Genomic DNA, 24,680 nt, shown 5'->3' on the forward strand with positions numbered 1-24,680 from the left:
AACATGGCAACTCTCGAATTACGCAACGTCAACAAGACCTACGGCGCCGGTTTGCCGGACACCCTGAAGAACATCGAGCTGAAAATCGATGACGGGGAATTTTTGATCCTGGTCGGCCCGTCCGGCTGCGGGAAATCCACCTTGATGAACTGCATCGCCGGGCTGGAAACCATCAGCGGCGGCGCGATCCTGGTGGACGACGCCGACATCAGTGGCATGAGCCCGAAAGATCGTGACATCGCCATGGTGTTCCAGTCTTACGCGCTGTACCCGACCATGAGCGTGCGCGACAACATCGCCTTCGGCCTGAAGATTCGCAAAATGCCGACCGCCGACATCGACGAAGAAGTCGCCCGGGTTTCCAAGCTGTTGCAGATCGAGCACCTGCTCAGCCGCAAGCCCGGCCAACTCTCCGGTGGCCAGCAACAACGCGTGGCAATGGGGCGCGCCCTGGCGCGGCGGCCGAAGATTTATCTGTTCGACGAGCCGCTGTCCAACCTCGACGCCAAGCTGCGGGTCGAGATGCGCACCGAAATGAAACTGATGCACCAGCGCCTGAAAACCACCACGGTGTACGTGACCCACGACCAGATCGAAGCCATGACCCTGGGCGACAAAGTGGCGGTGATGAAGGACGGGATCATCCAGCAGTTCGGCACGCCGAAGGACATCTATAACAACCCGGCCAACCTGTTCGTGGCGAGCTTTATCGGCTCGCCGCCGATGAACTTCATTCCCCTGCGCCTGCAACGCAAGGATGGGCGTCTGCTGGCGTTGCTCGACAGCGGCCAGGCCCGATGCGAGTTGCCGCTGGGCATGCAGGACGCCGGTCTCGAAGACCGCGAAGTCATCCTCGGCATGCGCCCGGAGCAGATCATCCTGGCTAATGGCGAAGCCAACGGTTTGCCGACCATTCGCGCTGAAGTCCAGGTCACCGAACCGACCGGTCCCGACACCCTGGTGTTCGTCAATCTCAACGACACCAAGGTCTGCTGTCGCCTGGCGCCTGACGTCGCACCGGCCGTGGGCGAGACCCTGACCCTGCAATTCGATCCGGCCAAAGTGCTGCTGTTCGATGCCAAGACCGGCGAGCGCCTGGGGGCTGCCGGTCAAGCACACGCCGAACACCGGCCTGCCAACGTGACCCAGTTCAAGGGTAGGTAGAGATCAACAACTGTGGGAGCGAGCCTGCTCGCGAAAGCGGTCTATCAGTCGACATTTGCGTTGAATGACACACCGCCTTCGCGAGCAGGCTCGCTCCCACATGGGGGCTCCGTGATGGGCGGCCTGTCGCCTGCCACAACCGATGGAACCGCGTTAGAAAAACAAAAGTTAATAACAATAAGACGAGGAAGTAGGGATGAAGAAGAACAACAGCGCTCAGCTTATCTGCCAGTTATCGGCCGTTGCAGCCATGATGCTGGCCGGCAGCGTTCACGCGGCTGAAGCGTTCAGCGCCGATTCCGAATGGATGACCGGCGATTGGGGGGGCGAGCGGACCAGGCTGATCGAGCAGGGCATCGACATCAAGATGGACTACGTCGGTGAAGTGGGCGGCAACCTCCACGGCGGGTTCAACGATGACAAGACTGCACGCTACAGTGACCAGTTTGGCCTGGGCGCGGCGCTGGACCTGGAGAAACTGTTCGGCTGGGATAACACCCAGGCCAAGATCCAGCTCACCAACCGTAACGGTGAAAACATCTCCAATGACCGTATCGGCGACCCGCGTGCCGGCACCTTGAGTTCCTCGCAGGAAGTCTACGGTCGTGGGCATATGGTCCGGCTGACCCAACTGTGGATCAAGCACCAGTTCCTCGACAATAAACTCGACATCAAGGCCGGTTACTTCGGTGAGGGTGAAGACTTCAACTCCTTCCCGTGCGAATTCCAGAACCTGGCGTTCTGCGGCTCCCAGGTGGGTAACTGGGCCACCAACATCTGGTACAACTGGCCGGTCAGCCAGGCCGCTATCCGCCTGAAGTGGAACATCTCGCCTGAGTTCTATGCGCAGATCGGCGCCTACAACCAGAACCCGTCGCAACTGGAACACGGCAATGGCTTCAAGCTCAGCGGCAGTGGGACCGAGGGCACCGTCCTGCCGGTCGAGCTGGTGTGGTTGCCTAACCCTGGCAACCTGCCGGGCGAATACCGTGTCGGTTACTACAAGAGCACGGCCAGCGCCGATGACGTTCTTGAAGACGACAACGGCAATAACGCGGCAACCAGCGGCAACGCCTATCGCAGCCACAGCAGCAAGCACGGCTACTGGTTCGTTGCACAACAGCAACTCACCAGCCATAACGGTGACTCGACCCGCGGTCTGAACATTGCCGCCAACGCCACTTTCCACGACAAGGACACCAACATCGTCGACAACTACCAGTCGCTGATGTTTGTGTACAAGGGGCCGTTCGATGCGCGTCCCAAAGATGACCTGGGCATCGGTTTCGCCCGTATCCATGTCAACGATGACGTGAAGAAGAACGCTGAACTGGTCAACGCCTCCAATGGCGTCAGCGACTACAACGATCCACTGTTCTCGCCGCTGCGTGACACCGAATACAACTACGAGCTCAACTACGGCTTCCACGTGACCAACTGGCTGACCGTGCGTCCGAACCTGCAATACATCACTCACCCAGGTGGCGTCGATGAAGTTGATAACGCTTTGGTCGCCGGCCTGAAAATTCAGTCGGTGTTCTAACGCGACTGCGATAAGCTCTTCTCCATGTGCGCATTTTGCGGACGGCTATGGCTGTCCGCTTTTTTTTGCGGGTCGCGCACCCCGGTAACAGATGATTTTCAGGACCGTGGCACATGCTTGAGCATCCGCTACAACGCTTCTTCAAATCCCTGCGTGAACGGCCGGTGTTCGCATGGGAGCGCTATCAGAAGCGCGACGTGTTGGTGATCGATCATCCGCTGTGTCAGGCGGTGTTCAGTCGTCAGGGTGCGCAGTTGCTGCACTTTCAGCCCAAGGGCCAGAAGCCCTGGCTGTGGTGCGCGGCGAAGTGGCCGCAGGTCGGGGCCATTCGCGGTGGCGTGCCGGTGTGCTGGCCATGGTATGGCCGGCATCCAAGCGAAAACGCCTGGCCATCCCATGGTTGGGCGCGGTTGCTTGACTGGAAACTGATCGACAGCAGTAGCGATGACGATGGCGTGCGCCTGCATTGGCAGCTTGAGCTGTGCGACTGGCAGGTGGACCTGCACGCGCACCTCGGTGAGCGCATGGATTTACGTCTGAGCACTGAGCATCAGGACGACATGCCGTGCCAATTGAGTCAGGCTTTGCACGCTTACTGGCGTATTGGTGATGTCAGTGAGATAGCGCTGTCTGGGCTGGAAGGTGTGCAGGGTTATGACCAGTTGAACCGCCAGGTTTGCCAGCAGGAAGGCGAGTTGCGCGTCGATGGAGGTTGTCAGCGGGTGTTCCAGCATGACGGTGAACTGCAGCTCAACGACCATGCCTGGCAGCGGGCGTTATGTATCGATACGGGTGCCAGTGCCGACACGGTGGTCTGGCATCCGGGCTCGCGGCCGTTGCTGGGGGTGAGTTGGAATGAGATATCTGAATTCGTTTGCGTAGAGGCGGCTAGCGGCGGCACCGACAGCCTGTGCCTGAAGCCTGGGGAGCGGGCGTATTTGAGTTTGCAGGCGCGGGTTGGGGCATGATTTTGCGGTGTTGCGGCTGGCCCCTTCGCGAGCAGGCTCGCTCCCACAGTAGATCTTCAGTGAACACAGTATTTGCGTTGAACAAAGGTCCACTGTGGGAGCGAGCCTGCTCGCGAAGAGGCCGGGCCAGGCAATGAAGCTGTCGTCAGCTGAACTCGTCGCCCACCGGATACCGGCTGGCATTCAGGCTCTCCTTGATCTTGCGCAAATGCGGCTGGAAATCCACCCCGCGGCGCAAGGTCATGCCGGTGGCGAGCACATCGAGCACCGTCAACTGAATGATCCGCGAAGTCATCGGCATGTAGATGTCGGTGTCTTCCGGCAGCGGGATATTCAGGCTCAAGGTACTGGCCTTGGCCAGGGGCGAGTTCTCGGCGGTCAGGCCAAGTACCGAAGCGCCGTTCTCCCGGGCGATGCGCGCCACTTCCACCAGTTCGCGGGTGCGGCCGGTGTAGGAAATGATCACGAACAACTCGCCGGTGTGCGCAACCGAAGCAATCATGCGCTGCATCAGCACGTCGGCATGGGCGGTCACAGCCAGGTTGAAACGGAAGAACTTGTGCTGTGCATCCAGTGCCACAGGGGCTGAAGCGCCCAGGCCGAAGAAGTGAATCTGTCGGGCCTGGATCAACAGGTCGACGGCGCGGCTGATCAGGTTCGGGTCCAGTGCCTGGCAAGCACTGTCCAGGGACGCGATGGCGCTACCGAAGATCTTTTGCGTATAGGCTTCGGGGTTGTCGTCGGCCTCCACCGCACGGCTGACGTAGGCCGCGCCACTTGCCAGGCTCTGGGCCAGCTGCAACTTCAGCTCGGGGTAACCGCTGACGCCGAACGAACGGCAGAATCGGTTGACCGTCGGTTCACTGACCGAGGCGGCCTGGGCGAGGGCGGCGATGCTGAATCGGGTGGCCTGCTGTGGATTGAGCAGGATCACCTCGGCCACTTTGCGTTCGGCCTTGTTCAGCTCTTCAAGGCGATTCTGGATCTGCTCCAGTAAATTTCGCACGCGGTCCATATGAGTTTCCTTGATTCACCTGCGCCAATAAGCGCGCGGCTAATGCAAAAAGGGCCTTTGGTGAGGCCCGTAACGGTGGCCTATCCTACTGATGGCTCCGACCGACCACCACTCGGAATCTGTATTTTGCGAAAATGTTGTGGTTATTACTACATTTTCCCTTGAGTGATGCCTTGAAAAAAGGTATTTGTAGCTTAACTTGATAAAAGAACAAACATCATGCCTTCGATTACGGTTGAACCGTGCACCTTTGCCTTGTTCGGCGCTTTGGGCGATCTGGCCTTGCGCAAGCTGTTTCCTGCCCTTTATCAACTCGATGGCGCAGGCCTCCTGCACGAGGACACGCGCATTATCGCGCTGGCCCGCGAGCCGGGTAGCGCGCAGGAGCACCTGGCGTTCATTACCTCCGAGCTGCGCCGCTACGTCGGTGCCAAGGAGCTGGACGAAGCCGTGGTCGAGCGTTTCCTTGCGCGCCTGAGCTACCTGCACGTCGACTTCCTCAAGCCTGAAGATTACATCGCCCTGGCTGAAGTGGCCGGCAGTGCGCAACGGGTCATCGCCTATTTCGCCACGCCAGCGGCGGTCTACGGCGCGATCTGCGAGAACCTGGCCAAGGTTGGCCTGGCTGAAAATACCCGCGTGGTACTGGAAAAGCCCATCGGTTCGGACCTGGAATCCTCGCGCAAGGTCAATGACGCCGTGGCGCAGTTCTTCCCGGAGAACCGCACTTATCGCATCGACCACTACCTGGGCAAGGAAACCGTACAGAACCTGATCGCCCTGCGTTTCGCCAACAGCCTGTTCGAGACCCAGTGGAACCAGAACTACATCTCCCACGTGGAAATCACCGTGGCCGAGAAGGTCGGCATCGAAGGCCGCTGGGGCTACTTCGACAAGGCCGGCCAGCTGCGCGACATGATCCAGAACCACCTGCTGCAACTGCTCTGCCTGATCGCCATGGACCCGCCGGCCGACCTGTCCGCCGACAGCATCCGTGACGAGAAAGTCAAAGTGCTCAAGGCGCTGGCGCCAATCAGCCCGGAAGGCCTGACCACCCAGGTAGTGCGTGGCCAGTACATCGCCGGGTACAGCGAAGGCAAACCGGTGCCTGGCTACCTGGAAGAACCCAATTCCAACACCCAGAGCGACACCGAGACATTCGTCGCCCTGCGTGCCGATATTCGCAACTGGCGCTGGGCCGGCGTGCCGTTTTACCTGCGCACTGGCAAGCGCATGCCGCAGAAGCTGTCGCAGATCGTCATCCACTTCAAGGAACCGTCGCACTACATTTTCGCTCCCGAGCAGCGCCTGCAGATCAGCAACAAGCTGATTATCCGCCTGCAACCGGACGAAGGCATTTCCTTGCGTGTGATGACCAAGGAACAAGGCCTGGACAAGGGCATGCAGCTGCGTAGCGGTCCGTTGCAGCTGAATTTTTCCGACACCTGGCGCAGCGCACGGATCCCCGATGCCTACGAGCGGTTGTTGCTGGAAGTAATGCGTGGCAATCAGAACCTGTTTGTCCGTAAAGATGAAATCGAAGCCGCGTGGAAGTGGTGTGACCAGTTGATCGCCGGGTGGAAAAAATCCGGTGATGCGCCCAAGCCGTACGCGGCCGGGTCCTGGGGACCGATGAGTTCCATTGCTCTGATCACGCGGGACGGGAGGTCGTGGTATGGCGATATCTGATTTGAAACTGCCCAAGGGCGTCCACGCACATGCGTTCAAGAGCCCGGTGCTATTGGCTGAAAGCCTGGCGCTGAACGTGGCCAAGCAACTGAGCGATGCCATAGAGGCCCAAGGCACGGCGACCCTGGTGGTCTCCGGTGGCCGCAGCCCGGTGGCGTTCTTCCAGCACCTGGCCAAGCAGGCGCTGGACTGGTCGAACGTGGTGGTCAGCCTTGCCGACGAGCGTTGGGTGCCGGTCGAGCATGCCGACAGCAATGCCGGCCTGCTGAAAAAATACCTGTTGCAGGGGCCCGCAGCCAAGGCGCAGTTCCTGAGCCTGTACAGCGCCAGCGCCAACCTGGAGCAGGCCGCCGAGCAGGCCGATCGTTTGCTGTCCGAACTGCCGGTGATCGACGTGCTGGTGCTGGGCATGGGCGATGACGGCCACACTGCCTCGCTGTTCCCCAACAGCCCGAACCTGGACGAAGCCTTGAAGGCGGATGGCATTCGTCGATGCTGGCCGATGCTCGCACCGACCGTACCGCATCAACGCCTGACCATGAGCCGTGCGCTGTTGGCCTCGGCCAAACACAAGATTCTGTCGATTTCCGGTCAGTCCAAGTTGACCACCCTGAGTTTCGCGCTGGCCGGTGACGATGTCGCCGAAATGCCGGTGCGCGCCTTTCTGCAACCCACGTTAGAGATTTACTGGTGCCCATGAGCCAAGGAACAGCCGCTATGACAAACCCATCCCCGACCGTTTCCATGGCGGATAAAGTTGCCCTGATCGACAGCCTCTGCGCCAAGGCGCGGATCCTGCCGGTGATTACCATTGCCCGCGAGCAGGACATCCTGCCGTTGGCCGACGCCCTCGCAGCCGGTGGCCTGACCGCCCTGGAAGTGACCTTGCGTTCGCAGTTCGGCCTCAAGGCCATCCAGGTCCTGCGTGAGCAGCGTCCGGAACTGGTAACCGGTGCTGGCACCGTACTCGATCGTCACATGCTGGCTGCGGCGGAAGCGGCCGGTTCGCAATTCATTGTCACGCCAGGCATCACCCGTGACTTGCTGGAAGCCAGCGTAGCCAGCCCGATTCCGCTGTTGCCGGGCATCAGCAACGCCTCGGGCATCATGGAGGGCTACGGCCTGGGCTATCGCCGCTTCAAACTGTTCCCGGCAGAAGTCAGTGGTGGCGTCGCCGCCATCAAGGCGCTGGGCGGTCCGTTCGGCGAAGTGAAATTCTGCCCGACCGGCGGCGTGGGGCCTGCCAATATCAAGAGCTACATGGCATTGAAAAACGTCATGTGCGTGGGCGGTAGCTGGATGCTCGATCCGGAGTGGATCAAGAACGGCGACTGGGCCCGCATTCAGGAATGCACCGCCGAGGCCTTGGCGCTGCTGGACTGATCAGCTTTACCTGACACGTAGTTGTGTGTTTTACGGCTTTACGGTGCGCTTGGTCGGTGCACCGTTTTTTTTTGCCCGCAAAAAAAACCTGGTATCGGCGCGTTTCTCTGTAGGAGCAAGGCTTGCCCGCGATGGCGTCCTGTCAGTCGACATCAATGTTGAATGGGATGCCCTCATCGCGGGCAAGCCTTGCTCCTACAGATGGTCCGTTATCGCAGTTCAGTCAGTGCCGTGGTCAACAGCATCATGTCAGCCGCGGTGGTGGTCAGTCCCGGCGTGATGCGGATACACGGACCACAGGCCGCACCGCTGCGAACCACGGTGAACAGGTTGTAGTCGCGCAGCAAGCGTTCGACCATCGGCTGTTGGTCGGCATGCGCGACAAAGCGCATCGACGTAATGCCGCAATACAGCCTCGGGTCATCCGGCGTCATGACTTCAATGCCCGACAGTTCGCGTGCTGGCTTTACCCAAAGGTTGCGCAAATAGTTCAGCCGCGTCCCCTTGGCTGTCGAACCGCCCATCGCATGATGTTCCTCGATGACCAGCGGCAGGGTCAGCAAGGCAGGAATGTTCGGTGTGCTGTAGGGCGTGCGGGCGCGGATGTCGGTCACCGGGAAGTGCATCTCGCCCATGTCGGGGTCGATGTCGGCCAGGCGCTCGGGGGCGATGAAGATGAAACCCAGGGTCAGAGGCGCTCCGATCCACTTGTGCAGGTTGTAGGCGGCGAAGTCGATACCCAGCTCATTGAGATCGAATTCGAACTGGCCCAACGCGTGGGCGCCGTCGAGAATCACGTCGATGCCATGTTCCCTGGCGGCGGCTGCAATCGCCTGGACGGGCATCACCAGGCCGGTGCGGTGGGTGACGTGGGTCAGGGCCATCAGCTTGAGTCGCGGGTAACGCGTGAAGGCTTCGCGATAGGTGTTCAGCAGGCTGTCGAAACTGGCGGGATGCGGATGCTCGATCTCGATCACTTCGACGCCTCGATTGCGCGCCAGCCAGCGCATGGCGCCCTTGACCGTGTCGTACTCGAGGTCGCTGAAAAGAACCTGGTCGCCCGGCTGCAAGCGGTTGTAGTTGCGGATCAACGCTTGCAGCCCGTCCGTCGCATTGCGGGTGAGGGCGACGCTTTCTGCGGCAACGCCAATCAAACCGGCCACCTGCGAACTGATCTTCTGGCTCTCGCCTTGTTCGAAACGCTGGCGCACATAAACCGAGTTGCTGCGGTTGATCAGCTCGATGTTGCGTTGGTATTCCTCGACCACCGTGCGCGACATTCGCCCGAAGTAACCGTTTTCCAGATTGATCGGGCCAGGTTGGACTTCGTAGCGGTCGGCAAAGGTTCGCCAGAAAGCTTCATCACGGGCACGGAGGGTGTTGTCGGGCATGGATTACTCGATGAGTGGGCGATTTCAATGACGGGGCGCGGGTTTGCCATGTTTGGCGCGCAAGGGTTCGAGCAACTCGGACAAGCCGTTGTGATCGATTTCCTGCATCAGGGCCAGCAAGCCACCCAGTTCGCCATGGGGGAAACCTTCCCGGGCGAACCAGTTGAGGTAGGGGCCGGGCAGGTCGGCGATGATTCGCCCCTTGTATTTGCCAAAGGGCATTTGGCGAGTAATCAGCAATTCGAGCTTTTCAGGGTTCATCAATCGGTCGCCTTGAATCAATCAGTCTCGAAAATACAGGCATTCTGCATGCAGGCCAAATGACAGATCATGCAAATAAAACGGGTACAGATTTTCTGTTCTATTCTAACTTATTGAAAATTAACAAATTAACGATCGGTTCCAGGCTGGCATGACCAGTGCAATACCTATTGCATCTTTCATCAACCCGCAAGGAATTGAAAAATGACCGACATGAATAAAGAAGCGATTTCTGTACTCAACGACCTGATTGAAACCAGCAAGGACGGTCAGGAAGGGTTCAAGACTTGCGCTGAAGACATCAAGCACCCTGAGCTCAAAACCCTGTTCGTGCAACGTTCGGCCGACTGTGCCGCGGCGGCTGCAGAACTGCAAAGCGCCGTGCGCTCCATGGGTGGCGATCCGGAAACTTCCACCAGTGTCAGCGGTGATCTGCACCGTCGCTGGGTCGACGTGAAGTCGATGTTCACCGGCAAGGACGAAGAGGCCGTGCTCAATGAAGCCGAGCGTGGTGAAGACCATGCACTGAAGGCCTACAGGGACGCCATGGAAAAAATCAACAAGCACAACCTGGTGGGCATTCGCGACCTCGTAGAGCGTCAGTACCATGGCGTACAACGCAATCACGATCAGGTGAAAGCCCTGCGCAACCAGGCTCGCGCACGCTCGTAAGCGTCCGTTAGCTGTCAAAAACGCCAGCCAGTCTGGCGTTTTTTTGTGTTATGGATTTACTGCTGGACGCGATATAGATAGCTAGCTAATAATTTGTTTTCAAGTTACACGGCTCAGGCCGACTATCGTTCGTTAAATCGTGCTCCCAAGAGTCCATTCCGTGCCTATCACTTTGCAGGCCTTGTTCCTGCCCGACCGCCGCGCCGTGCAATTCGCGATCAAGACCTTGATCGGCGGGGGCGTGGCGTTGTGGCTGGCGTTGCGCTTGGGGCTTGAGCAACCGGCCTGGGCGTTGATGACGGCCTTCATCGTGGCCCAGCCGTTGTCCGGTATGGTGCTGCAAAAGGGCCTGGCGCGGCTGCTGGGGACCCTGGTCGGGACAATAATGTCAGTCGTGTTCATGGGTGTCTTCGCCCAGACGCCCTGGTTGTTCCTGCTGGCCCTGGCGTTGTGGCTAGGGCTGTGTACCGCCAGTTCAACGCTGTTGCGCAGCGCCTGGTCCTATTCATTTGTGTTGGCCGGCTACACGGTGGCGATCATTGCCTTGCCCGCTATCAACCATCCGCTGACGGTGTTCGATCAGGCGGTGGCGCGCTGTACGGAAATCTGCCTGGGGATTATCTGCGCAACGGCCAGCAGTGCCTTGCTCTGGCCGCTGCGGGTCGAACGGCAATTAGCCGATCAGGCCCGGGCTGCCTGGCAAAGCGGTTTCAATGCGGCGCAGGCGACCCTGGCCGGTGATGCCCAGGCGCGCAAGGGGCTGCTGGAAATCCTCGGACGAATCGTCGCGGTGGACGCCCAGCGCGAACATGCCTGGTTCGAAGGCAGCCGTGGTCGGCAACGTGCGCGGGCCATCAGCGGCTTGAGCCAGAAGCTGTTGATGCTGCTGCGTATTGCCCGTTCGGTGCGCAGGCAGTGGAAGCAGTTGGCGCCGCCAGAGTCCGAGCTGTTGTTGCCCTGGATGAACGAGGTTCAGGAGGCGCTGAACAACGCCGATACCGCGACCCTGCAAGCATTGCGCCCGCGCTTGCTCGATGCTTCCCATGATCCGGGCATCAGTTCTGCGCAGAGTTACTGCCTGGTCCGTTTCACCTTGTTGATAGATACCGCCATGGCGGCAAACGCAGCGTTGAAAGTGGTGGAGCAGGGAGGCCAATCACTCGACCCACCGAGAACCCTGACACCACATCGCGATCTGTCTCTGGCCCTGGTCTTCGGCGCCCGCAGCGCATTGGCCTTCCTGGTGGTGTCGAGCTTTTGGCTGGCAACCGCCTGGCCCGCCGCAGCCGGTGCACTGGTATTGACCTGTGTGGTCTGCAGCCTGTTTGCCAGTCGCGAGAACGGTGCGCAGATCGGCATGAGTTTCATGCGCGGCATTTTTCTGGCTATTCCGGCGGCGTTTATCGTCGGGCAAATTCTACTGCCGCAATGGAGCAGTTTCGCGATGCTTTGCCTGGGCATGGGTGTACCGCTGTTTTTTGGTGCCTTGGGCATGGCCAAGGCGCAGATCGGCGCTACTGCCACCTCGTTTTGCCTGCATTTCATCGTATTGGTCGCCCCGTTGAACCAGATGCAGTTCGACGTCGCAACGTTCTTCAACAGCGCGCAGGCCATGGTGATTGGTGTCGGTGCGGCGGTGCTGGCGTTTCACTTGCTGATCCTGCGCAACCCGGCCTGGCATGGCCGACGCCTGCTGGCGGCAACCCTGGACGATCTGGTACGCCTGACACGGCGTAACCTGGCGGGCGCTGAAAGCTGGTTCGGTGGGCGCATGGCCGACCGCTTGCTGCAATTGGCGCGGCACTATCCGGAACTGCCGGAGCCAGCGCGCAGTCGTTGGGACGATGGCTTGCTCGGCCTGGACATCGGCGATGAATTGTTGCACCTGCGCTTGAGCCTGGCGGTGGCGCAGGTGCCGGTCACAGAGCCGCAACGGCGTTATCTCGATGACCTGGAAAATGTCCTGCGCCAAGGCCCCGCTGGCAGTCGCGCCGAGGCATTGGCCGAACCGAGTGCAGCGTTGCTGCAAACCTTGTACGCCTTGCCACCCGGCGATGCGGTGAAACTGGCCCAGGGTGCGGTGCTGCAATTGCAACACAGCTGGCGCGCCTGGTGCCGCCAGCAGGAGGACATCGATGGGCTTGCGTGAGTGGTCAGTGGGCGGTGTGCTGCTCAGCCCGTTCCTGATTTATGTGGTGTTGGCGCTGCTGGTGACCGGCGCCTTGCGCCTGCTGTTGCGCCTGACGCCGGTGAGCCGCTGGATCTGGCATGAAGCGTTATTTGATTGCGCCTTGTACGTCTGCGTATTGACCGTGATCACCGTCGTCCTCGGACCTTTGTAAGGAGTTGAATATGCGTACTTCTGTACGTGTCGCGGTCACCCTGTGCCTGGTGGCGGTGGCAATTTTTGCCGGTTTTCATTTGTGGCAGTACTACATGCTGACACCCTGGACCCGCGACGCGCGCATCCGTGCGGACGTGGTGGTGATTTCCCCGGATGTGTCAGGTTGGGTGCGAGAGCTCAAGGCCTACGACAACCAGCAGGTCAAGGCCGGCGACCTGTTGCTGAGCATTGACCGCGACCGTTTCGAAGCTGCGTTGGAAAAGGCTGAAGCCGTGGTGCAGACCCGCCAGCAACAACTCAATCTACGCGAGCGCGAAGCCAGCCGGCGCGCCAGTCTTGGGCCGCAGGCGATCAGTGCGGAGCTGCGGGAAAACGCGCAGATCAACGCCGGCATCGCCCGTGGCGAACTGCGCGAAGCCCAGGCCGAAGCCAAGGCTGCGCAAATCAATCTGGACCGCAGCCAAGTGCAAGCCCCGCGCAACGGGCACATCACCAACCTGCGCCTGGCCCAAGGCAATTATGTGAATGCTGGGCAATCGGTGATGGCCCTTATCGATGACTCGACCTTTTATGTGCAGGCGTATTTCGAAGAAACCAAACTGCCGCGCATCCATGTCGGCGACCCGGTGAAAGTCTGGTTGATGAGCGCCGGGGATGCCTTGCAGGGGCGGGTGGAAAGCATCAGTCGGGGGATTGCCGACCGAAATACCACGCCGGATGGCCAGTTGTTGGCAGAGGTGGAGCCGACATTCAACTGGGTTCGGCTGGCGCAACGGATACCGGTGCGCATCAAGTTGGAGAACGTGCCTGAGGGGCTCAACTTGAGTGCGGGGATGACGGCGAGCGTACAGGTGCAGGAGGGTTCACACTGATCGTTCCCCACGCTCCGCGTGGGAATGCAGCCCGGGACGCTCTGCGTCCCAAAAAGCCGAACGCGGAGCGTCCGTTGAGGCATTCCCACGCGGAGCGTGGGAACGATCATAACGACACGTCAGCCAATGCTGATCGGCGGCAACTCGGTCAAGGTCACCGACTGTTGCTTGCGCGGTGCGAGGATCTGCGCCTCGCCGTCCACCACCAGCTCATCGCGCTGGTTGAACACGCGAGTGGCAATGCGCACGCGAAACTTCGGCAGTTTCTCGAGGATTTCCAGGCGCACCGTCAGGGTGTCGCCAATCTTCACCGGCTTCTGAAAGCTCATCTGCTGGCCGATGTAGATAGTGCCCGGCCCAGGCAGCTCGCAGGCCACCGCGGCACTGATCAGCGCACCGCTGAACATGCCGTGGGCGATTCGCTCCTTGAACATGGTACTGGCGGCGTATTCGGCGTCCAGGTGCACCGGGTTGTGGTCGCCGGACATCGCGGCGAACAGCTGGATATCGCGCTCTTCAACGGTTTTGCTGAAGCTGGCGGTCTGGCCGACTTCGAGGTCTTCGTAAGGGGTGTTGGTAACCTGGGTCATGTCTCTCGATTCCTGTGACGAATTAAAAAATTCACAAAAAACTATTCGGTTCGGTGTGGTCGTGGACTGCTCAACGCCTGGTTGATCCAGGCCAACACGTCGCTCGTCACTTCATCACGGTTGATGTCATTGAACAGTTCGTGCCGCGCCTGCGGGTAAACGGTCAGTTGCAAGTTCTGGCTGCCAGCCTTGCGCAGCGCGTTGGCCAGATCCTTCAGACGCTTGCCCTCACTCACCGGATCACATTCGCCGCCAATCACCAGCAGCGGCAGGCCCGGATCGATCTGGGCGAGATTGGACGCTTTGCTGATTTGCTGCAACCCGCCGAGCAAGTCGATCCAAAGCTGGTTGGTACAACGAAAGCCGCACAGCGGATCGTTGGCGTACAGGTCGACTTCCACCGGGTCACGGCTGAGCCAGTCGAAGCGGGTGCGCGCCGGTTTGAATTTTTTGTTGAACGAGCCAAACGACAGCCATTCGATCAGGGCGCTGCGGCCCTTGGGGCCCTGGCGCAGGCGTTCGACACGGGCGATTTGCCGGGCTGCACGATAAAGCGCCACCGGCTGGAAGTTCGAACCGCTGAGAATGGCCCCGTGCAGGCTGGCACTGTGATGCAACAGATAGGCCTGGGCGATGTAGCTGCCCATGCTGTGCCCAAGCAGCACGATAGGCACCCCGGGGTGTTGCTGGCCGATGTGCTGGTTGAGGCACGCCAGGTCACCCACCACTTTGGCCCAGCCGTCACTGTCGGCGAAATGGCCGAGCGTCCCGTTTTCGGCAGTTTTGCCATGTCCGCGCAGGTCCGGCGCGTAGACACCGTAACCCTGCTCGCAGAATTTTTCCGCCAGGCGCGCGTAGCGGCCGCTGTGTTCTGCCATGCCGTGAGCCAGCAAAATCACGGCCTTGAGCTCGCCAGCAGGTAGCCACTGGTTGGCGAAGAGGCGGTTGCGGTCACTGGTGGTCAGCCAGAACGTGTCGTGGATCATGGCGATTCCTTTCCATGCAGGGTGCGCGAGGTGGTTGCATTGTATAGCGCATAAAGCCGCTGGCATCAGCCCACGCCACGGCGGGAAGATTCACACGATCAATGACGCCTTGGCCCATATTTGCCTGATTCACCATAGCTGCTAGTGTCCGTGAAGCTCCGCGTTCTGTTGTTGCGAAAAGACAGGGCAGCGGCCCCGGATAGGTTCAGGTAAAGAGGACAAGAACAATGCAACCTGATTTCTGGAATGACAAACGCCCGGCCGGCGTCCCCCTGGACATTGATGTCGCTGAATACAAGTCGGTCATCGAGGTGTTCGAACGTTCCTGCAAGAAGTTCGCGGATCGCCCGGCATTCAGCAACATGGGTGTCACCCTGACCTACGCCGAACTGGAACGCTACAGCGCAGCGTTCGCCGGTTACCTGCAAGCCCACACCGACCTGATGCCGGGGGATCGCATCGCGGTGCAGATGCCCAACGTCCTGCAATACCCGATCGCCGTATTCGGCGCCTTGCGCGCCGGGCTGATCGTGGTCAACACCAACCCGCTGTACACCGCGCGGGAGATGCGCCATCAGTTCAAGGACTCCGGTGCCCGGGCACTGGTGTACCTGAACATGTTCGGGGCCAAGGTCCAGGAAGTGCTCCCGGACACCGACATCCAGTACCTGATCGAAGCGAAGATGGGCGACCTGATGCCCACCGCCAAGGGCTGGTTGGTCAATACGCTGGTGAGCAAGGTGAAAAAAATGGTCCCGGCCTATTCCTTGCCCCAGGCCATTTCCTTCAAAAGCGCCTTGCATCAGGGCAAAGGGAAGAGCATCAAGCCGCTGAACGCCGGCCTCAAGGATATTGCCGTGCTGCAATACACCGGCGGTACCACCGGCCTGGCCAAGGGGGCGATGCTGACCCACGGTAACCTGGTGGCGAACATGCAGCAGGCGCGGGCCTGCCTTAGCCAGTTCGCGGCCGACGGCCAGGCGCTGCTGCGCGAAGGCCAGGAGGTGATGATTGCACCGCTGCCGCTGTACCACATCTATGCCTTCACGGCCAATTGCATGTGCATGATGGTGACCGGCAACCACAACGTGCTGATCACCAATCCGCGGGACATTGGCGGCTTCATCAAGGAGCTGAAAAACTGGCGGTTCTCGGCATTGCTGGGGCTCAACACGCTGTTCGTCGCGCTGATGGACCACCCGGATTTCAAGACCCTCGACTTCTCCAGCCTGAAACTCACCAACTCCGGCGGCACCGCACTGGTCAAGGCCACGGCCGAGCGCTGGGAGCAGTTGACCGGTTGCCGCATCACCGAAGGTTACGGCCTGACCGAAACCTCGCCGGTGGCCTGCACCAACCCGTACGGCGACCAGTCGCGCATCGGCACGGTCGGCCTGCCCGTGCCGGGCACCACGTTGAAGGTGATCAACGACGAAGGGGTCGAGCAGCCATTGGGCGAGCGGGGCGAGTTGTGCATCAAGGGCCCGCAGATCATGAAGGGCTACTGGCAGAAACCCGAAGCGACCAACGAAGTGCTGGATGCCGAGGGCTGGTTCAAGTCGGGTGACATTGCGGTGATCGACCCGGACGGCTTTGTGCGCATCGTCGATCGCAAGAAGGACATGATCATCGTCTCGGGTTTCAACGTGTACCCGAACGAAATCGAAGACGTGGTCATGGCTCACCCGAAAGTCGCCAACTGCGCGGTGATCGGTGTGCCGGACGAGCGTTCGGGCGAGGCGGTGAAGTTGTTCGTGGTGGCTCGTGAGGCAGGGGTCAGCCTTGAAGAGCTGAAGGCCTACTGCAAGGAAAACTTCACGGCATACAAAGTGCCCAAGCACATCGTCTTGCGTGAATCGCTGCCGATGACGCCGGTCGGCAAGATTCTGCGGCGGGAGTTGCGGGATATCGCATAACCGCCAATAAATTGAGGCGATCCCAAAAGATCGCAGCCTTCGGCAGCTCCTACAATGGAACGCGATCCCTGTAGGAGCTGCCGAAGGCTGCGATCTTTTGCTTTGATACCCCGATTTACGGGGCTTTCAGCGACATATAGGTTTTTTGCTCTAAAATGACCGATTAGCAATCTTGAGTCACGATTGTGACCGTAGAGGCCGATTTTGGCTCTAGTCGACCCTTTTTAAAGCTGCTACTCTCGGCGCGCTTTGTGACTTCTCGGCCTAGTAAAAGCCAGACTCACCTATAGACAAACACCAATAATAATCGCATCAAATGCGGTGTTGAATTCGCGTTGCTGAGGAGTGGGCTTCCATGATCGAAGACTTTTGGAAGGATAAGTACCCAGCTGGAATTGCTGCCAACATCAATCCAGACGAGTACCCGAATATTCAGGCAGTGTTGAAGCAGTCCTGCCAACGCTTCGCCAACAAACCGGCATTCAGCAACCTGGGCAGGACAATCACCTACGGTGAGCTGTACGAATTGTCCGGTGCCTTTGCCGCTTACCTGCAACAGCATACCGATTTACAGCCGGGCGATCGAATCGCCGTGCAACTGCCTAACGTGTTGCAGTACCCGGTTGCCGTCTTCGGCGCCATCCGAGCCGGCTTGATCGTGGTCAACACCAACCCGCTGTACACCGCGCGGGAGATGGAGCACCAGTTCAACGACTCCGGTGCCAAAGCCCTGGTTTGCCTGGCCAACATGGCGCACCTGGCTGAAACCGTCGTGCCGAAAACCGGGGTCAAGCATGTAATCGTCACAGAAGTGGCGGACCTGCTGCCACCGCTCAAGCGCCTGCTGATCAACAGCGTGATCAAGTATGTGAAGAAGATGGTGCCGGCCTATCACTTGCCCAAAGCCGTCAAGTTCAACGATGTGCTGAGCAAGGGCCATGGCCAGCCCGTGACCGAAGCCAGCCCGGCCAGCAGCGATGTCGCGGTGCTGCAATACACCGGCGGCACCACTGGCGTCGCCAAGGGCGCGATGCTGACCCACCGCAACCTGGTGGCGAACATGCTGCAGTGCAAGGCGTTGATGGGCTCCAACCTTAATGAAGGCTGCGAGATCCTGATCACGCCGCTGCCGCTGTACCACATCTATGCCTTCACCTTTCATTGCATGGCGATGATGCTGATCGGCAACCACAACATCCTGATCAGCAACCCGCGCGACCTGCCGGCGATGGTCAAGGAACTGTCGAAGTGGAAGTTCAGCGGTTTCGTCGGCCTCAACACCTTGTTCGTGGCCCTGTGCAACAACGAAGGCTTCCGCAAGCTGGATTTTTCGGCGCTGAAAGTCACTCTGTCCGGCGGCATGGCCCTGCAACTGGCGGCGGCCGAGCGCTGGAAAGCAGTCACCGGTTGCGCCATCTGCGAAGGTTACGGCATGACCGAAACCAGCCCTGTGGCCACGGTCAACCCGATCCAGAACATCCAGATCGGCACCATCGGCATTCCGGTGCCGTCGACCCTGTGCAAAATCGTCAATGATGCCGGTGTCGAACAGCCATTGGGCGAAATCGGTGAGTTGTGCGTGAAAGGCCCGCAAGTCATGAAGGGCTACTGGCAGCGCCAGGAAGCCACTGATGAAATCCTCGACAGCGAAGGCTGGTTGAAAACCGGCGACATCGCGCTGATCCAGGCGGATGGCTACATGCGCATTGTCGATCGCAAGAAAGACATGATCCTGGTGTCCGGCTTCAACGTGTACCCGAACGAGCTCGAAGACGTGCTGGCGACCCTGCCGGGCGTGCTGCAATGCGCGGCCATTGGTGTACCGGACGAGAAATCGGGCGAGGCGATCAAGATATTCATCGTCGCCAAGCCGGGCGTGACCCTGACCAAGGAGCAGGTGATGGAGCACATGCGCGCCAACGTCACCGGCTACAAGGTTCCAAAAGCGGTGGAGTTCCGCGATGCGCTGCCGACCACCAACGTCGGCAAGATCCTGCGTCGTGAACTGCGTGATGAAGAGTTGAAGAAGATCAACGCGAAGAAAACCGCCGCGTAATCAAACAAAAAGCCCCGCAGATGCGGGGCTTTTTGTTTGTGTTCTGATCGTTCCCACGCAGAGCGTGGGAACGATCAAGCAAGAGGGGCGTTATTGGCGGAACGGCGCGAAATTAACGTTGGTGCCCGCCGGGCGCATGTCCTGCAGGAACGAGTCCTTGTCGGCGCTCAGTTCCAGGCTCAGGGCCGCCTTGCGCTTGCCTTCGTTGCGTACCACCAGGCCTTCGAGTTTTTCGCGCAGGAACACCGTCGGCACTTTCAGGTGCAGCAGTTCGTCGGTGTCTGGCGTGTGCATCAGCAGGTGAATCCACTCGTACTGGCCAACAGCCAGGCGCGACACCGGAATGTCGAACCACCAGATGTTGCGGTTGCGGTTCAGTTCGGTGAAGTGGCAATTGTTGACGCCAAGCACAGCACCGCCGAGTTCCTGATTTCTGCGGGCAATGGCCTGCTTTTTATCGAGTTTCATAACATTCCTACAAAATTGGATCTTCAGCGCCAGGGCCTGAATACGTTGCGCATTCTCGGGGGTTGGCCGGTAAACATAAAGCCCAACCTGCTCGGATCGATGAAATGTCGCGATAAAAATAAATGAAACTCCGTGCAAACGCCTCCGGTCAACCTTCTGTAACCACTTTATTCATCAATATGTTCGGGAGAAATACCATGAGCAGCACAGGCGATAAAGTTAAAGGCATGGCCAATGAAGCCGCTGGTAACGTCAAGCAAGGCGTTGGCAAGGCTACCGGCAACGACAAGATGCGCGCCGAAGGCGTTGTGCAGGAAAAGAAAGGCGAAGCTCAGCAAGCCGTGGGCAAAGCCAAGGACGCTGTCAAAAAAGGCGTCGACAAGGCCTGATTCGGCCTGATTGGCAAACGCGACGGCCATCCACGGATGGCCGTTTTTGTGTCAGCCTGAACTTGAGCACGGAAATCGTTTCAAAGTCGCCAAGTAAACTGCTTTGATGTAGAAAACAGCCCCTGAGTCGCCACGACTTCAACCCTATCTTGATTGCGGCGAATGGAGACGCTAATGATTTTTCCAGACATGAGAGGCCTGCCTATCCACCGTGTGATGATGCGCACGGTCACCGAGTTCGTCGATGACGAGATGTCGACCTATGCCTCGGCGCTGGCCTATCAGATGCTGTTTTCGTTGTTTCCTTTCATCCTGTTCCTGATTGCCCTGATCGGCTTCCTGCATCTGCCAGACTTTTTTTCCTGGTTGCGCCTGCAATCGGAGCTGGTGTTGCCACCCCAGGCGCTCGAGCAAGTGAACCCGGTGATCGACCAGCTCCAGCAATCCAAGGGGGGACTGCTGTCGGTGGGTATCGTGATTGCCCTGTGGACCGCGTCGGCCGGCGTGCGCTTGATGATGAGCGCGATGAATGCCGCCTACGATGTGGTTGAAGGCCGGCCGGCGTGGAAGCGCTTTCCGCTGTCGATCATCTACACCGTCGGCATCGCCGGTATGCTGCTTATCGCTGCCGCCCTGATGGTGCTAGGGCCGCAGGTGATGAGCTGGATCGCATCGCAAGTTGGTCTTGAGTACTTCATTGTCACGCTGTGGAGCATCGTGCGCTGGCCGATGATCGTGATTTTGTTGATGGTTGCCGTCGCTTTGATCTACTACGTCATGCCCGACGTCAAACAGGAGTTCCGCTTCATCACGCCAGGTTCGGTGCTGTCAGTGGTGGTTTGGATCATCGCGTCCCTGGGCTTTGGTTTGTACGTCAAGGAATTCGCCAACTACAACGCCATGTATGGCAGTATCGGTGCGATCATCGTGCTGTTGCTGTACTTCTACATTTCCGCCGCAGTGTTGCTGCTGGGAGCGGAAATGAATGCGGTGATCGAGCACATGTCGCGAGAGGGCAAAGACCCTGGCGAGAAGGTTCCCGGCGAGCATGGACCCGTCCATGAGGAAAAACACCACGTGTCGGGACTGGGCCGGGATCATTCAAAACCCAAACCGACCATTGACGAAACCTGACCATGATCCGTGAAATCCTGAAAATGGGCGATGAACGCCTGCTGCGCATCGCCCCGCAAGTGCCGGCCGAGATGTTCGACAGCCCCGAATTGTGGCAACTGATCGACGACATGTTCCAGACCATGGAAAGCGTCGGCGGGGTAGGCCTGGCCGCACCGCAGATCGGAGTCGACCTGCAGCTGGTGATCTTCGGGTTTGAGCACAGCGAACGTTACCCGGACGCCGAAGCGGTGCCGCAGACCATTCTGATCAATCCGCTGATCACGCCGCTGAGCCCGACGATGGAAGAAGGTTTCGAAGGGTGCCTGTCGGTGCCTGGCCTGCGCGGCGCGGTGGATCGATATCAACACATCCGCTACGAAGGGTTCGACCCCAAGGGCGAGCCGATCGTGCGTATCGCTTCAGGGTTTCACGCGCGGGTGGTGCAGCATGAGTGCGATCACCTGATCGGTCGGTTGTACCCGTCGCGCATCAGCGATTTCAGCAAGTTCGGGTTTACCGAGGTGATGTTCCCGGACCTTGATCCCAACGCAGACGACTGACTGTTACGGCTCCAGGCCCATGGCAATCATCGGCTTGCTGCGCGCGTAGCGACTCAGGCGCTCGACCATGGCGTAGGGCATTGGCGGATCGAAGGCAAAGCCACGACGTTGGTAAAAATCACGCAAGTCCGGATGACAGAACAGCCATACCGGGCTTTCAATGTTTTGGGTGGCGGCGGCGATCAATGCCGCGGCGACACCCTGTCCGCGACAGGCCGGGTCGACAAACAGCCCGGTCAACCAATGCCCGCCGGACACCGGCCGCAAACACAGCGCCGCGACGATCCCGTCGCGCCGCGCAACCCACAATTGTGCGTCGCGGACCGCCTTCATCGACGATTGGTGGGCGCGATAAAACTTGTTCATCAGCGGCCATGACGGCTCGTCGAGACGGGTGTACTGGGTGTCGGGCATGGTCTGGGACTGTCGGTGCGCAAAGCGGGTGATTATAAAAGAACACGCCGCCGAAGATAGGTGTATACCTGATCTCACATCCCCAGTCAGTGGAGTACGCATCATGTCCAAAGGTATGGATTCGAAGAAAGCAGCGAAGAAAAAACCGCTGAAAACCGCCATCGAAAAGCGCACCGAAAAGAAAGCCAAGAAGGTAGGCGTGTTCGGTCACTGAGCTGGCGTTGATGGCCGCTCCCATGCAACATGGGAGCGGTCCTTATGAAAAAATCTGCAAAAATTGCCCCTTTGAATCGTCTGAGAGAAGTCTGCATGGAGCTCAAGACCAACGCGACGCTGATCATCATCGACCAACAGAAAGGCATCCTGCATCCCAAACTCGGTCGGCGGAACAATCCCCAGGCCGAGGAGCGCATGCTGCAACTGCTCGGCCATTGGCGCCGTAGCGCTCGGCCGGTGATTCACGTGCAACATTTGTCCCGTTCAGAGGATTCAGTGTTCTGGCCTGGGCAGACCGGGGTGGAGTTTCAGACGCGGTTTCTGCCTGCTCCTGGCGAACGACACGTTCAAAAACAGGTACCGGACGCGTTTTGTTCGACGGGGCTGGAAGCCGTTTTGCGCGAGGCGGGGATCGAGCAACTGGTTATCGTTGGCGTGGCGACTCACAACTCGGTGGAGTCCACGGCGCGCACGGCAGGCAATCTGGGGTTTGAGACCTGGGTCGTGGAGGATGGCTGCTTTACCTTCGACAAGGCCGATTTTTTCGGCAATGCCCATTCAGCCGAAGAGGTTCATGCGATGTCGCTGGGGAACTTGCACGGCGAGTACGCCACCGTCACCAGCACCGCACATATCCTGGACGCGGTTGAAACCCTGTAGGAGCCGGCTTGCCGGCGAAGGCGGCCAGCCTGATACACCCGTAGCCCCTACAGAGAATCGGATTCAGCCGATCAAGCGCCGTGGCACTTCTTGAACTTCTTGCCGTTGCCGCATGGGCAAGGATCGTTGCGGCCGACGTCTTTCAAGGCGTTGCGCACCGGTTCCTGGTGGGCGTGGCCGCAGTTCGGGCCGTGAACATGGCCATGGTCGTGATCATGCTGGTGATGGTCATGATCGTGGTTGCAGTCTGGGCCATGAACATGGGGTTGCTGGGTCATCGAGGTTGCTCCGGAATTAGATCGGCGGGGATTATCACGCCATTACGCGCCAGGTGCACGTAGTGAGCGATGAATAAACCGGTTTCCATCTCACCTTCAAGACGATAGGGAATGGCCTGCTCGGAGTTTTTCAGTTGTTTGACCAGGTCCCTGACCTTAGGCCACAGGTTGGTGCGGATCGGCACCTTGTAAAAACGACTGCTCTTGGGGTTTACGGTGATCCAGTGCTCGTGCTCGCCCTCGGCCAGCAGGATGTCGCCCAAGTGGATGCGGTACTCCAGGCCGCGCACGGTCAGCTCGCTGTCATTGCGGTTGTCGATGCGAAAATGCAGGACGAACCGCTGCTCCAACAGCTTGGCCCGCACGACTTCGACCCTGACCAGATGCACCTCGGGGTCTGGCTCATCGTTACTGAACCAGGACGCGCAGCCGCCGAGCCCCAGGCAAAGAGCCAGTATGAGCAGAATGCGTGCGAGTTGCTGGGTGATCATGGTCGTTTTTCTCTCCCTAGAACCCCAGTCTAGCCGCTAAAAGATCGCAGCCTTCGGCAGCTCCTACAGGGTGTACGTCAATTCGACGTAGGAGCTGCCGCAGGCTGCGATCTTTTGACCTTGTATCAGCTACCGAAATACCCCGAACAGCACTTCTTGAACTTGTGCCCACTGGCGCAAGGGCAGGCGTCGTTGCGCCCGATGTCCAGTTGCACGGTAGGGTCGATGAAGTACCAGCGTCCGGCATTCTGTACAAACGATGAGCGTTCACGATGGCTGTGCTCGCCGCTGCCGTCGTGCCAGCGTGCGGTGAACGTGACGAAGGCATGCTCCGGCTGGCCGCCGAGCACTTCGGAGCTTTCGACTTCAAGGCCCAGCCAGGTGCTCTGGGCACTCCAGTCAGTAATCGATTGGCGATCGAGCCCGCTTTGCTGGGCGGGAAGGGTGGTGGCCACCAGGTAATCGATCAGGCCCAGCACGTAGGCGCTGTAGCGCGAGCGCATCAGGGCTTCGGCGCAGGGTGCCGGATGTCCGGCATGGTAATGGCCGCAGCAGGCATCGAGCAGGGTGCCGCTGCCGCAAGGGCAAATGGATGTACTCATTGCGTTACCACCAGTATTTCCCAAAGTTTTCCGGATTGGCCCAGAACCGCGAGTTGAGCCAGTCGGGTACTTGTTTGTAGTCAAGCAGATCATAAGTGAACAGCGTCAGCACCTGCTCGTCACGCTGGAAGCGTTCGCTGGCTTGCAGTGCCAGGGAGAAAAAATCGGTTTCCTGCCAGCCGCTCGCGGGCAAGTCGGCCAGCACCGCGATGCGGCTGGCATTGAGGTTGCGAATGCCACCGAGCAGGTTCAGCCCATCTCGCTTGGGCAGGTGTTCGAGGCAGTCGACCACCAGCGCGAGGTCAAAGCGGCGCGCCGCCAGCTCGGCAGGCAGCGATCCGGGCGCCGTATGCGCCACGCTGCTGTCCGGATGCGCAAGCTTGAAGGCCTCAAGCGCGGGGAATTCGCTGGCGCCAATCAACAACAGGCGCGCAGGGGCATAACGGTCCAGCAAAGCAGCCAGCGCCTGCTGCGGCGTGCGTGAAGAAATACCTGCATTCATTGAAGATCCTCAATCAGATTTGCCAAGACTAGCCTGCCCGCTTGTTCGATCCTAGAGCGGCTTTGCGTGAAAAGTCACGATTCCCTGTGAACACGAGATAAAACTGCCATGGCCTATTGCTGGCGGAGATTAAA

General features: G+C 59.4%; 27 protein-coding genes. 16 read left to right on the plus strand and 11 right to left on the minus strand.

What is annotated here, in order from left to right; translation table 11 throughout:
- Positions 1 to 3 precede the first annotated feature (3 nt).
- The 3 genes from PSUM_RS13150 (at position 4) to PSUM_RS13160 (ending at position 3,675) form a co-directional block, all read left to right on the plus strand.
- A complete protein-coding gene (locus PSUM_RS13150; RefSeq protein WP_020797036.1) occupies positions 4 to 1,164 on the plus strand; it encodes an ABC transporter ATP-binding protein in 1,161 nt (386 codons plus the stop codon).
- A gap of 196 nt (positions 1,165 to 1,360) precedes the next feature.
- Entirely contained in the window at positions 1,361 to 2,707 is a 1,347-nt protein-coding gene (locus PSUM_RS13155) for a carbohydrate porin (RefSeq protein WP_020797035.1), read from the plus strand.
- 113 nt (positions 2,708 to 2,820) lie between these two features.
- Complete coding sequence (locus PSUM_RS13160; protein WP_020797034.1) at positions 2,821 to 3,675, plus strand: D-hexose-6-phosphate mutarotase; 855 nt, start codon at positions 2,821 to 2,823, stop codon at positions 3,673 to 3,675.
- Between the two features lie 145 nt (positions 3,676 to 3,820).
- Here the strand turns inward: PSUM_RS13160 and PSUM_RS13165 are convergent, their stop codons facing one another.
- The gene (locus PSUM_RS13165; RefSeq protein ID WP_173667176.1) at positions 3,821 to 4,681 is read right to left on the minus strand and encodes a MurR/RpiR family transcriptional regulator; all 861 of its coding nucleotides are present in this window, start codon (positions 4,679 to 4,681) and stop codon (positions 3,821 to 3,823) included.
- Between the two features lie 228 nt (positions 4,682 to 4,909).
- On the opposite strand from PSUM_RS13165, the gene zwf reads away from it, so the two are divergent.
- Genes zwf through PSUM_RS13180 form a run of 3 tightly spaced genes read left to right on the plus strand, consistent with a single transcriptional unit; the run spans position 4,910 to position 7,762 of the window.
- On the plus strand, positions 4,910 to 6,379 hold the full coding sequence (gene zwf / locus PSUM_RS13170; RefSeq protein ID WP_020797032.1) for a glucose-6-phosphate dehydrogenase: 1,470 nt from the start codon (positions 4,910 to 4,912) through the stop codon (positions 6,377 to 6,379).
- Positions 6,366 to 7,079 (plus strand): 6-phosphogluconolactonase, encoded by a 714-nt coding sequence (gene pgl, locus PSUM_RS13175; protein ID WP_020797031.1) that lies wholly within the window; start codon positions 6,366 to 6,368, stop codon positions 7,077 to 7,079. The genes zwf and pgl overlap by 14 nt, the downstream gene beginning before the upstream one ends.
- 17 nt (positions 7,080 to 7,096) lie before the next feature.
- Entirely contained in the window at positions 7,097 to 7,762 is a 666-nt protein-coding gene (locus PSUM_RS13180) for a bifunctional 4-hydroxy-2-oxoglutarate aldolase/2-dehydro-3-deoxy-phosphogluconate aldolase (RefSeq protein ID WP_020797030.1), read from the plus strand.
- A gap of 209 nt (positions 7,763 to 7,971) precedes the next feature.
- Here PSUM_RS13180 and PSUM_RS13185 read toward each other — a convergent pair whose 3' ends face one another.
- On the minus strand, positions 7,972 to 9,153 hold the full coding sequence (locus PSUM_RS13185) for an aminotransferase class V-fold PLP-dependent enzyme (RefSeq protein WP_033044990.1): 1,182 nt from the start codon (positions 9,151 to 9,153) through the stop codon (positions 7,972 to 7,974).
- 24 nt (positions 9,154 to 9,177) lie between these two features.
- Positions 9,178 to 9,414: a DUF3820 family protein gene (locus PSUM_RS13190; RefSeq protein ID WP_008056784.1), complete on the minus strand. Its 237-nt coding sequence runs from the start codon at positions 9,412 to 9,414 to the stop codon at positions 9,178 to 9,180.
- Between the two features lie 204 nt (positions 9,415 to 9,618).
- Between PSUM_RS13190 and PSUM_RS13195 the strand changes: the two genes are divergently transcribed.
- From PSUM_RS13195 to PSUM_RS13210, 4 genes are all read left to right on the plus strand, one after another.
- Positions 9,619 to 10,086, plus strand: a complete 468-nt coding sequence (locus PSUM_RS13195; RefSeq protein WP_020797028.1) for a ferritin-like domain-containing protein — start codon at positions 9,619 to 9,621, stop codon at positions 10,084 to 10,086.
- Positions 10,087 to 10,246: 160 nt separating this feature from the next.
- Complete coding sequence (locus PSUM_RS13200) at positions 10,247 to 12,235, plus strand: FUSC family protein (RefSeq protein WP_020797027.1); 1,989 nt, start codon at positions 10,247 to 10,249, stop codon at positions 12,233 to 12,235.
- Entirely contained in the window at positions 12,222 to 12,428 is a 207-nt protein-coding gene (locus PSUM_RS13205; protein ID WP_020797026.1) for a DUF1656 domain-containing protein, read from the plus strand. Before PSUM_RS13200 ends, PSUM_RS13205 begins: the two co-directional genes overlap by 14 nt.
- Before the next feature lie 10 nt (positions 12,429 to 12,438).
- Positions 12,439 to 13,302, plus strand: coding sequence for an efflux RND transporter periplasmic adaptor subunit (locus tag PSUM_RS13210; RefSeq protein WP_020797025.1), 864 nt, complete (start codon positions 12,439 to 12,441; stop codon positions 13,300 to 13,302).
- Between the two features lie 119 nt (positions 13,303 to 13,421).
- Here the strand turns inward: PSUM_RS13210 and PSUM_RS13215 are convergent, their stop codons facing one another.
- Together PSUM_RS13215 and PSUM_RS13220 are read right to left on the minus strand one after the other, a co-directional pair.
- Positions 13,422 to 13,892 carry a MaoC family dehydratase gene (locus PSUM_RS13215; protein WP_008056792.1) on the minus strand — a complete coding sequence of 157 codons (471 nt, stop codon included), beginning with the start codon at positions 13,890 to 13,892 and terminating at the stop codon, positions 13,422 to 13,424.
- 41 nt (positions 13,893 to 13,933) lie between these two features.
- Positions 13,934 to 14,878 (minus strand): alpha/beta hydrolase, encoded by a 945-nt coding sequence (locus PSUM_RS13220; protein ID WP_020797024.1) that lies wholly within the window; start codon positions 14,876 to 14,878, stop codon positions 13,934 to 13,936.
- Between the two features lie 227 nt (positions 14,879 to 15,105).
- Between PSUM_RS13220 and fadD2 the strand changes: the two genes are divergently transcribed.
- Positions 15,106 to 16,794 carry a long-chain-fatty-acid--CoA ligase FadD2 gene (fadD2, locus tag PSUM_RS13225; RefSeq protein ID WP_033044979.1) on the plus strand — a complete coding sequence of 563 codons (1,689 nt, stop codon included), beginning with the start codon at positions 15,106 to 15,108 and terminating at the stop codon, positions 16,792 to 16,794.
- A gap of 355 nt (positions 16,795 to 17,149) precedes the next feature.
- Positions 17,150 to 18,850 (plus strand): long-chain-fatty-acid--CoA ligase FadD1, encoded by a 1,701-nt coding sequence (fadD1, locus tag PSUM_RS13230; protein ID WP_020798092.1) that lies wholly within the window; start codon positions 17,150 to 17,152, stop codon positions 18,848 to 18,850.
- Positions 18,851 to 18,940: 90 nt separating this feature from the next.
- Here fadD1 and PSUM_RS13235 read toward each other — a convergent pair whose 3' ends face one another.
- Entirely contained in the window at positions 18,941 to 19,318 is a 378-nt protein-coding gene (locus tag PSUM_RS13235; protein ID WP_008019269.1) for a hypothetical protein, read from the minus strand.
- Positions 19,319 to 19,515: 197 nt separating this feature from the next.
- Between PSUM_RS13235 and PSUM_RS13240 the strand changes: the two genes are divergently transcribed.
- From PSUM_RS13240 to def, 3 genes are all read left to right on the plus strand, one after another.
- Entirely contained in the window at positions 19,516 to 19,707 is a 192-nt protein-coding gene (locus PSUM_RS13240) for a CsbD family protein (RefSeq protein WP_020798093.1), read from the plus strand.
- Between the two features lie 174 nt (positions 19,708 to 19,881).
- The gene (locus PSUM_RS13245) at positions 19,882 to 20,841 is read left to right on the plus strand and encodes a YihY/virulence factor BrkB family protein (protein WP_020798094.1); all 960 of its coding nucleotides are present in this window, start codon (positions 19,882 to 19,884) and stop codon (positions 20,839 to 20,841) included.
- Between the two features lie 2 nt (positions 20,842 to 20,843).
- Entirely contained in the window at positions 20,844 to 21,383 is a 540-nt protein-coding gene (gene def, locus PSUM_RS13250) for a peptide deformylase (protein ID WP_020798095.1), read from the plus strand.
- 3 nt (positions 21,384 to 21,386) lie between these two features.
- On the opposite strand, the gene PSUM_RS13255 is transcribed toward def, so the two are convergent.
- Positions 21,387 to 21,797: a GNAT family N-acetyltransferase gene (locus PSUM_RS13255; RefSeq protein ID WP_020798096.1), complete on the minus strand. Its 411-nt coding sequence runs from the start codon at positions 21,795 to 21,797 to the stop codon at positions 21,387 to 21,389.
- Positions 21,798 to 22,106: 309 nt separating this feature from the next.
- Here PSUM_RS13255 and PSUM_RS13260 point away from each other — a divergent pair, with 309 nt between their 5' ends.
- Positions 22,107 to 22,673 (plus strand): cysteine hydrolase family protein, encoded by a 567-nt coding sequence (locus PSUM_RS13260; protein ID WP_033043219.1) that lies wholly within the window; start codon positions 22,107 to 22,109, stop codon positions 22,671 to 22,673.
- Positions 22,674 to 22,744: 71 nt separating this feature from the next.
- Here PSUM_RS13260 and PSUM_RS13265 read toward each other — a convergent pair whose 3' ends face one another.
- The 4 genes from PSUM_RS13265 to PSUM_RS13280 form a co-directional block, all read right to left on the minus strand.
- The gene (locus PSUM_RS13265) at positions 22,745 to 22,951 is read right to left on the minus strand and encodes an SEC-C metal-binding domain-containing protein (protein ID WP_008056806.1); all 207 of its coding nucleotides are present in this window, start codon (positions 22,949 to 22,951) and stop codon (positions 22,745 to 22,747) included.
- Positions 22,948 to 23,442 (minus strand): LEA/WHy family protein, encoded by a 495-nt coding sequence (locus tag PSUM_RS13270; RefSeq protein ID WP_020798099.1) that lies wholly within the window; start codon positions 23,440 to 23,442, stop codon positions 22,948 to 22,950. The genes PSUM_RS13265 and PSUM_RS13270 overlap by 4 nt, the downstream gene beginning before the upstream one ends.
- Before the next feature lie 125 nt (positions 23,443 to 23,567).
- Positions 23,568 to 24,044: a YchJ family protein gene (locus PSUM_RS13275; RefSeq protein ID WP_008056808.1), complete on the minus strand. Its 477-nt coding sequence runs from the start codon at positions 24,042 to 24,044 to the stop codon at positions 23,568 to 23,570.
- A gap of 4 nt (positions 24,045 to 24,048) precedes the next feature.
- Positions 24,049 to 24,546 (minus strand): DUF6231 family protein, encoded by a 498-nt coding sequence (locus PSUM_RS13280; protein ID WP_033043215.1) that lies wholly within the window; start codon positions 24,544 to 24,546, stop codon positions 24,049 to 24,051.
- Positions 24,547 to 24,680 lie beyond the last annotated feature (134 nt).

It is taken from the genome of Pseudomonas umsongensis (genome assembly GCF_002236105.1).
GTDB classification, from domain to species: domain Bacteria; phylum Pseudomonadota; class Gammaproteobacteria; order Pseudomonadales; family Pseudomonadaceae; genus Aquipseudomonas; species Aquipseudomonas umsongensis.

Coding starts and splice junctions, on each gene's coding strand:
- PSUM_RS13220 (WP_020797024.1), bottom strand. CDS start 14,878: ATGATCCACGACACGTTCTGGCTGACCACCAGTGACCGCAACCGCCTC.
- PSUM_RS13195 (WP_020797028.1), top strand. CDS start 9,619: ATGACCGACATGAATAAAGAAGCGATTTCTGTACTCAACGACCTGATT.
- def (WP_020798095.1), top strand. CDS start 20,844: ATGATCCGTGAAATCCTGAAAATGGGCGATGAACGCCTGCTGCGCATC.
- PSUM_RS13155 (WP_020797035.1), top strand. CDS start 1,361: ATGAAGAAGAACAACAGCGCTCAGCTTATCTGCCAGTTATCGGCCGTT.
- PSUM_RS13245 (WP_020798094.1), top strand. CDS start 19,882: ATGATTTTTCCAGACATGAGAGGCCTGCCTATCCACCGTGTGATGATG.
- PSUM_RS13255 (WP_020798096.1), bottom strand. CDS start 21,797: ATGCCCGACACCCAGTACACCCGTCTCGACGAGCCGTCATGGCCGCTG.
- PSUM_RS13275 (WP_008056808.1), bottom strand. CDS start 24,044: ATGAGTACATCCATTTGCCCTTGCGGCAGCGGCACCCTGCTCGATGCC.
- PSUM_RS13210 (WP_020797025.1), top strand. CDS start 12,439: ATGCGTACTTCTGTACGTGTCGCGGTCACCCTGTGCCTGGTGGCGGTG.
- zwf (WP_020797032.1), top strand. CDS start 4,910: ATGCCTTCGATTACGGTTGAACCGTGCACCTTTGCCTTGTTCGGCGCT.
- PSUM_RS13240 (WP_020798093.1), top strand. CDS start 19,516: ATGAGCAGCACAGGCGATAAAGTTAAAGGCATGGCCAATGAAGCCGCT.
- PSUM_RS13215 (WP_008056792.1), bottom strand. CDS start 13,892: ATGACCCAGGTTACCAACACCCCTTACGAAGACCTCGAAGTCGGCCAG.
- fadD2 (WP_033044979.1), top strand. CDS start 15,106: ATGCAACCTGATTTCTGGAATGACAAACGCCCGGCCGGCGTCCCCCTG.
- PSUM_RS13265 (WP_008056806.1), bottom strand. CDS start 22,951: ATGACCCAGCAACCCCATGTTCATGGCCCAGACTGCAACCACGATCAT.
- pgl (WP_020797031.1), top strand. CDS start 6,366: ATGGCGATATCTGATTTGAAACTGCCCAAGGGCGTCCACGCACATGCG.
- PSUM_RS13180 (WP_020797030.1), top strand. CDS start 7,097: ATGACAAACCCATCCCCGACCGTTTCCATGGCGGATAAAGTTGCCCTG.
- fadD1 (WP_020798092.1), top strand. CDS start 17,150: ATGATCGAAGACTTTTGGAAGGATAAGTACCCAGCTGGAATTGCTGCC.
- PSUM_RS13260 (WP_033043219.1), top strand. CDS start 22,107: ATGGAGCTCAAGACCAACGCGACGCTGATCATCATCGACCAACAGAAA.
- PSUM_RS13160 (WP_020797034.1), top strand. CDS start 2,821: ATGCTTGAGCATCCGCTACAACGCTTCTTCAAATCCCTGCGTGAACGG.
- PSUM_RS13280 (WP_033043215.1), bottom strand. CDS start 24,546: ATGAATGCAGGTATTTCTTCACGCACGCCGCAGCAGGCGCTGGCTGCT.
- PSUM_RS13190 (WP_008056784.1), bottom strand. CDS start 9,414: ATGAACCCTGAAAAGCTCGAATTGCTGATTACTCGCCAAATGCCCTTT.
- PSUM_RS13150 (WP_020797036.1), top strand. CDS start 4: ATGGCAACTCTCGAATTACGCAACGTCAACAAGACCTACGGCGCCGGT.
- PSUM_RS13235 (WP_008019269.1), bottom strand. CDS start 19,318: ATGAAACTCGATAAAAAGCAGGCCATTGCCCGCAGAAATCAGGAACTC.
- PSUM_RS13270 (WP_020798099.1), bottom strand. CDS start 23,442: ATGATCACCCAGCAACTCGCACGCATTCTGCTCATACTGGCTCTTTGC.
- PSUM_RS13185 (WP_033044990.1), bottom strand. CDS start 9,153: ATGCCCGACAACACCCTCCGTGCCCGTGATGAAGCTTTCTGGCGAACC.
- PSUM_RS13205 (WP_020797026.1), top strand. CDS start 12,222: ATGGGCTTGCGTGAGTGGTCAGTGGGCGGTGTGCTGCTCAGCCCGTTC.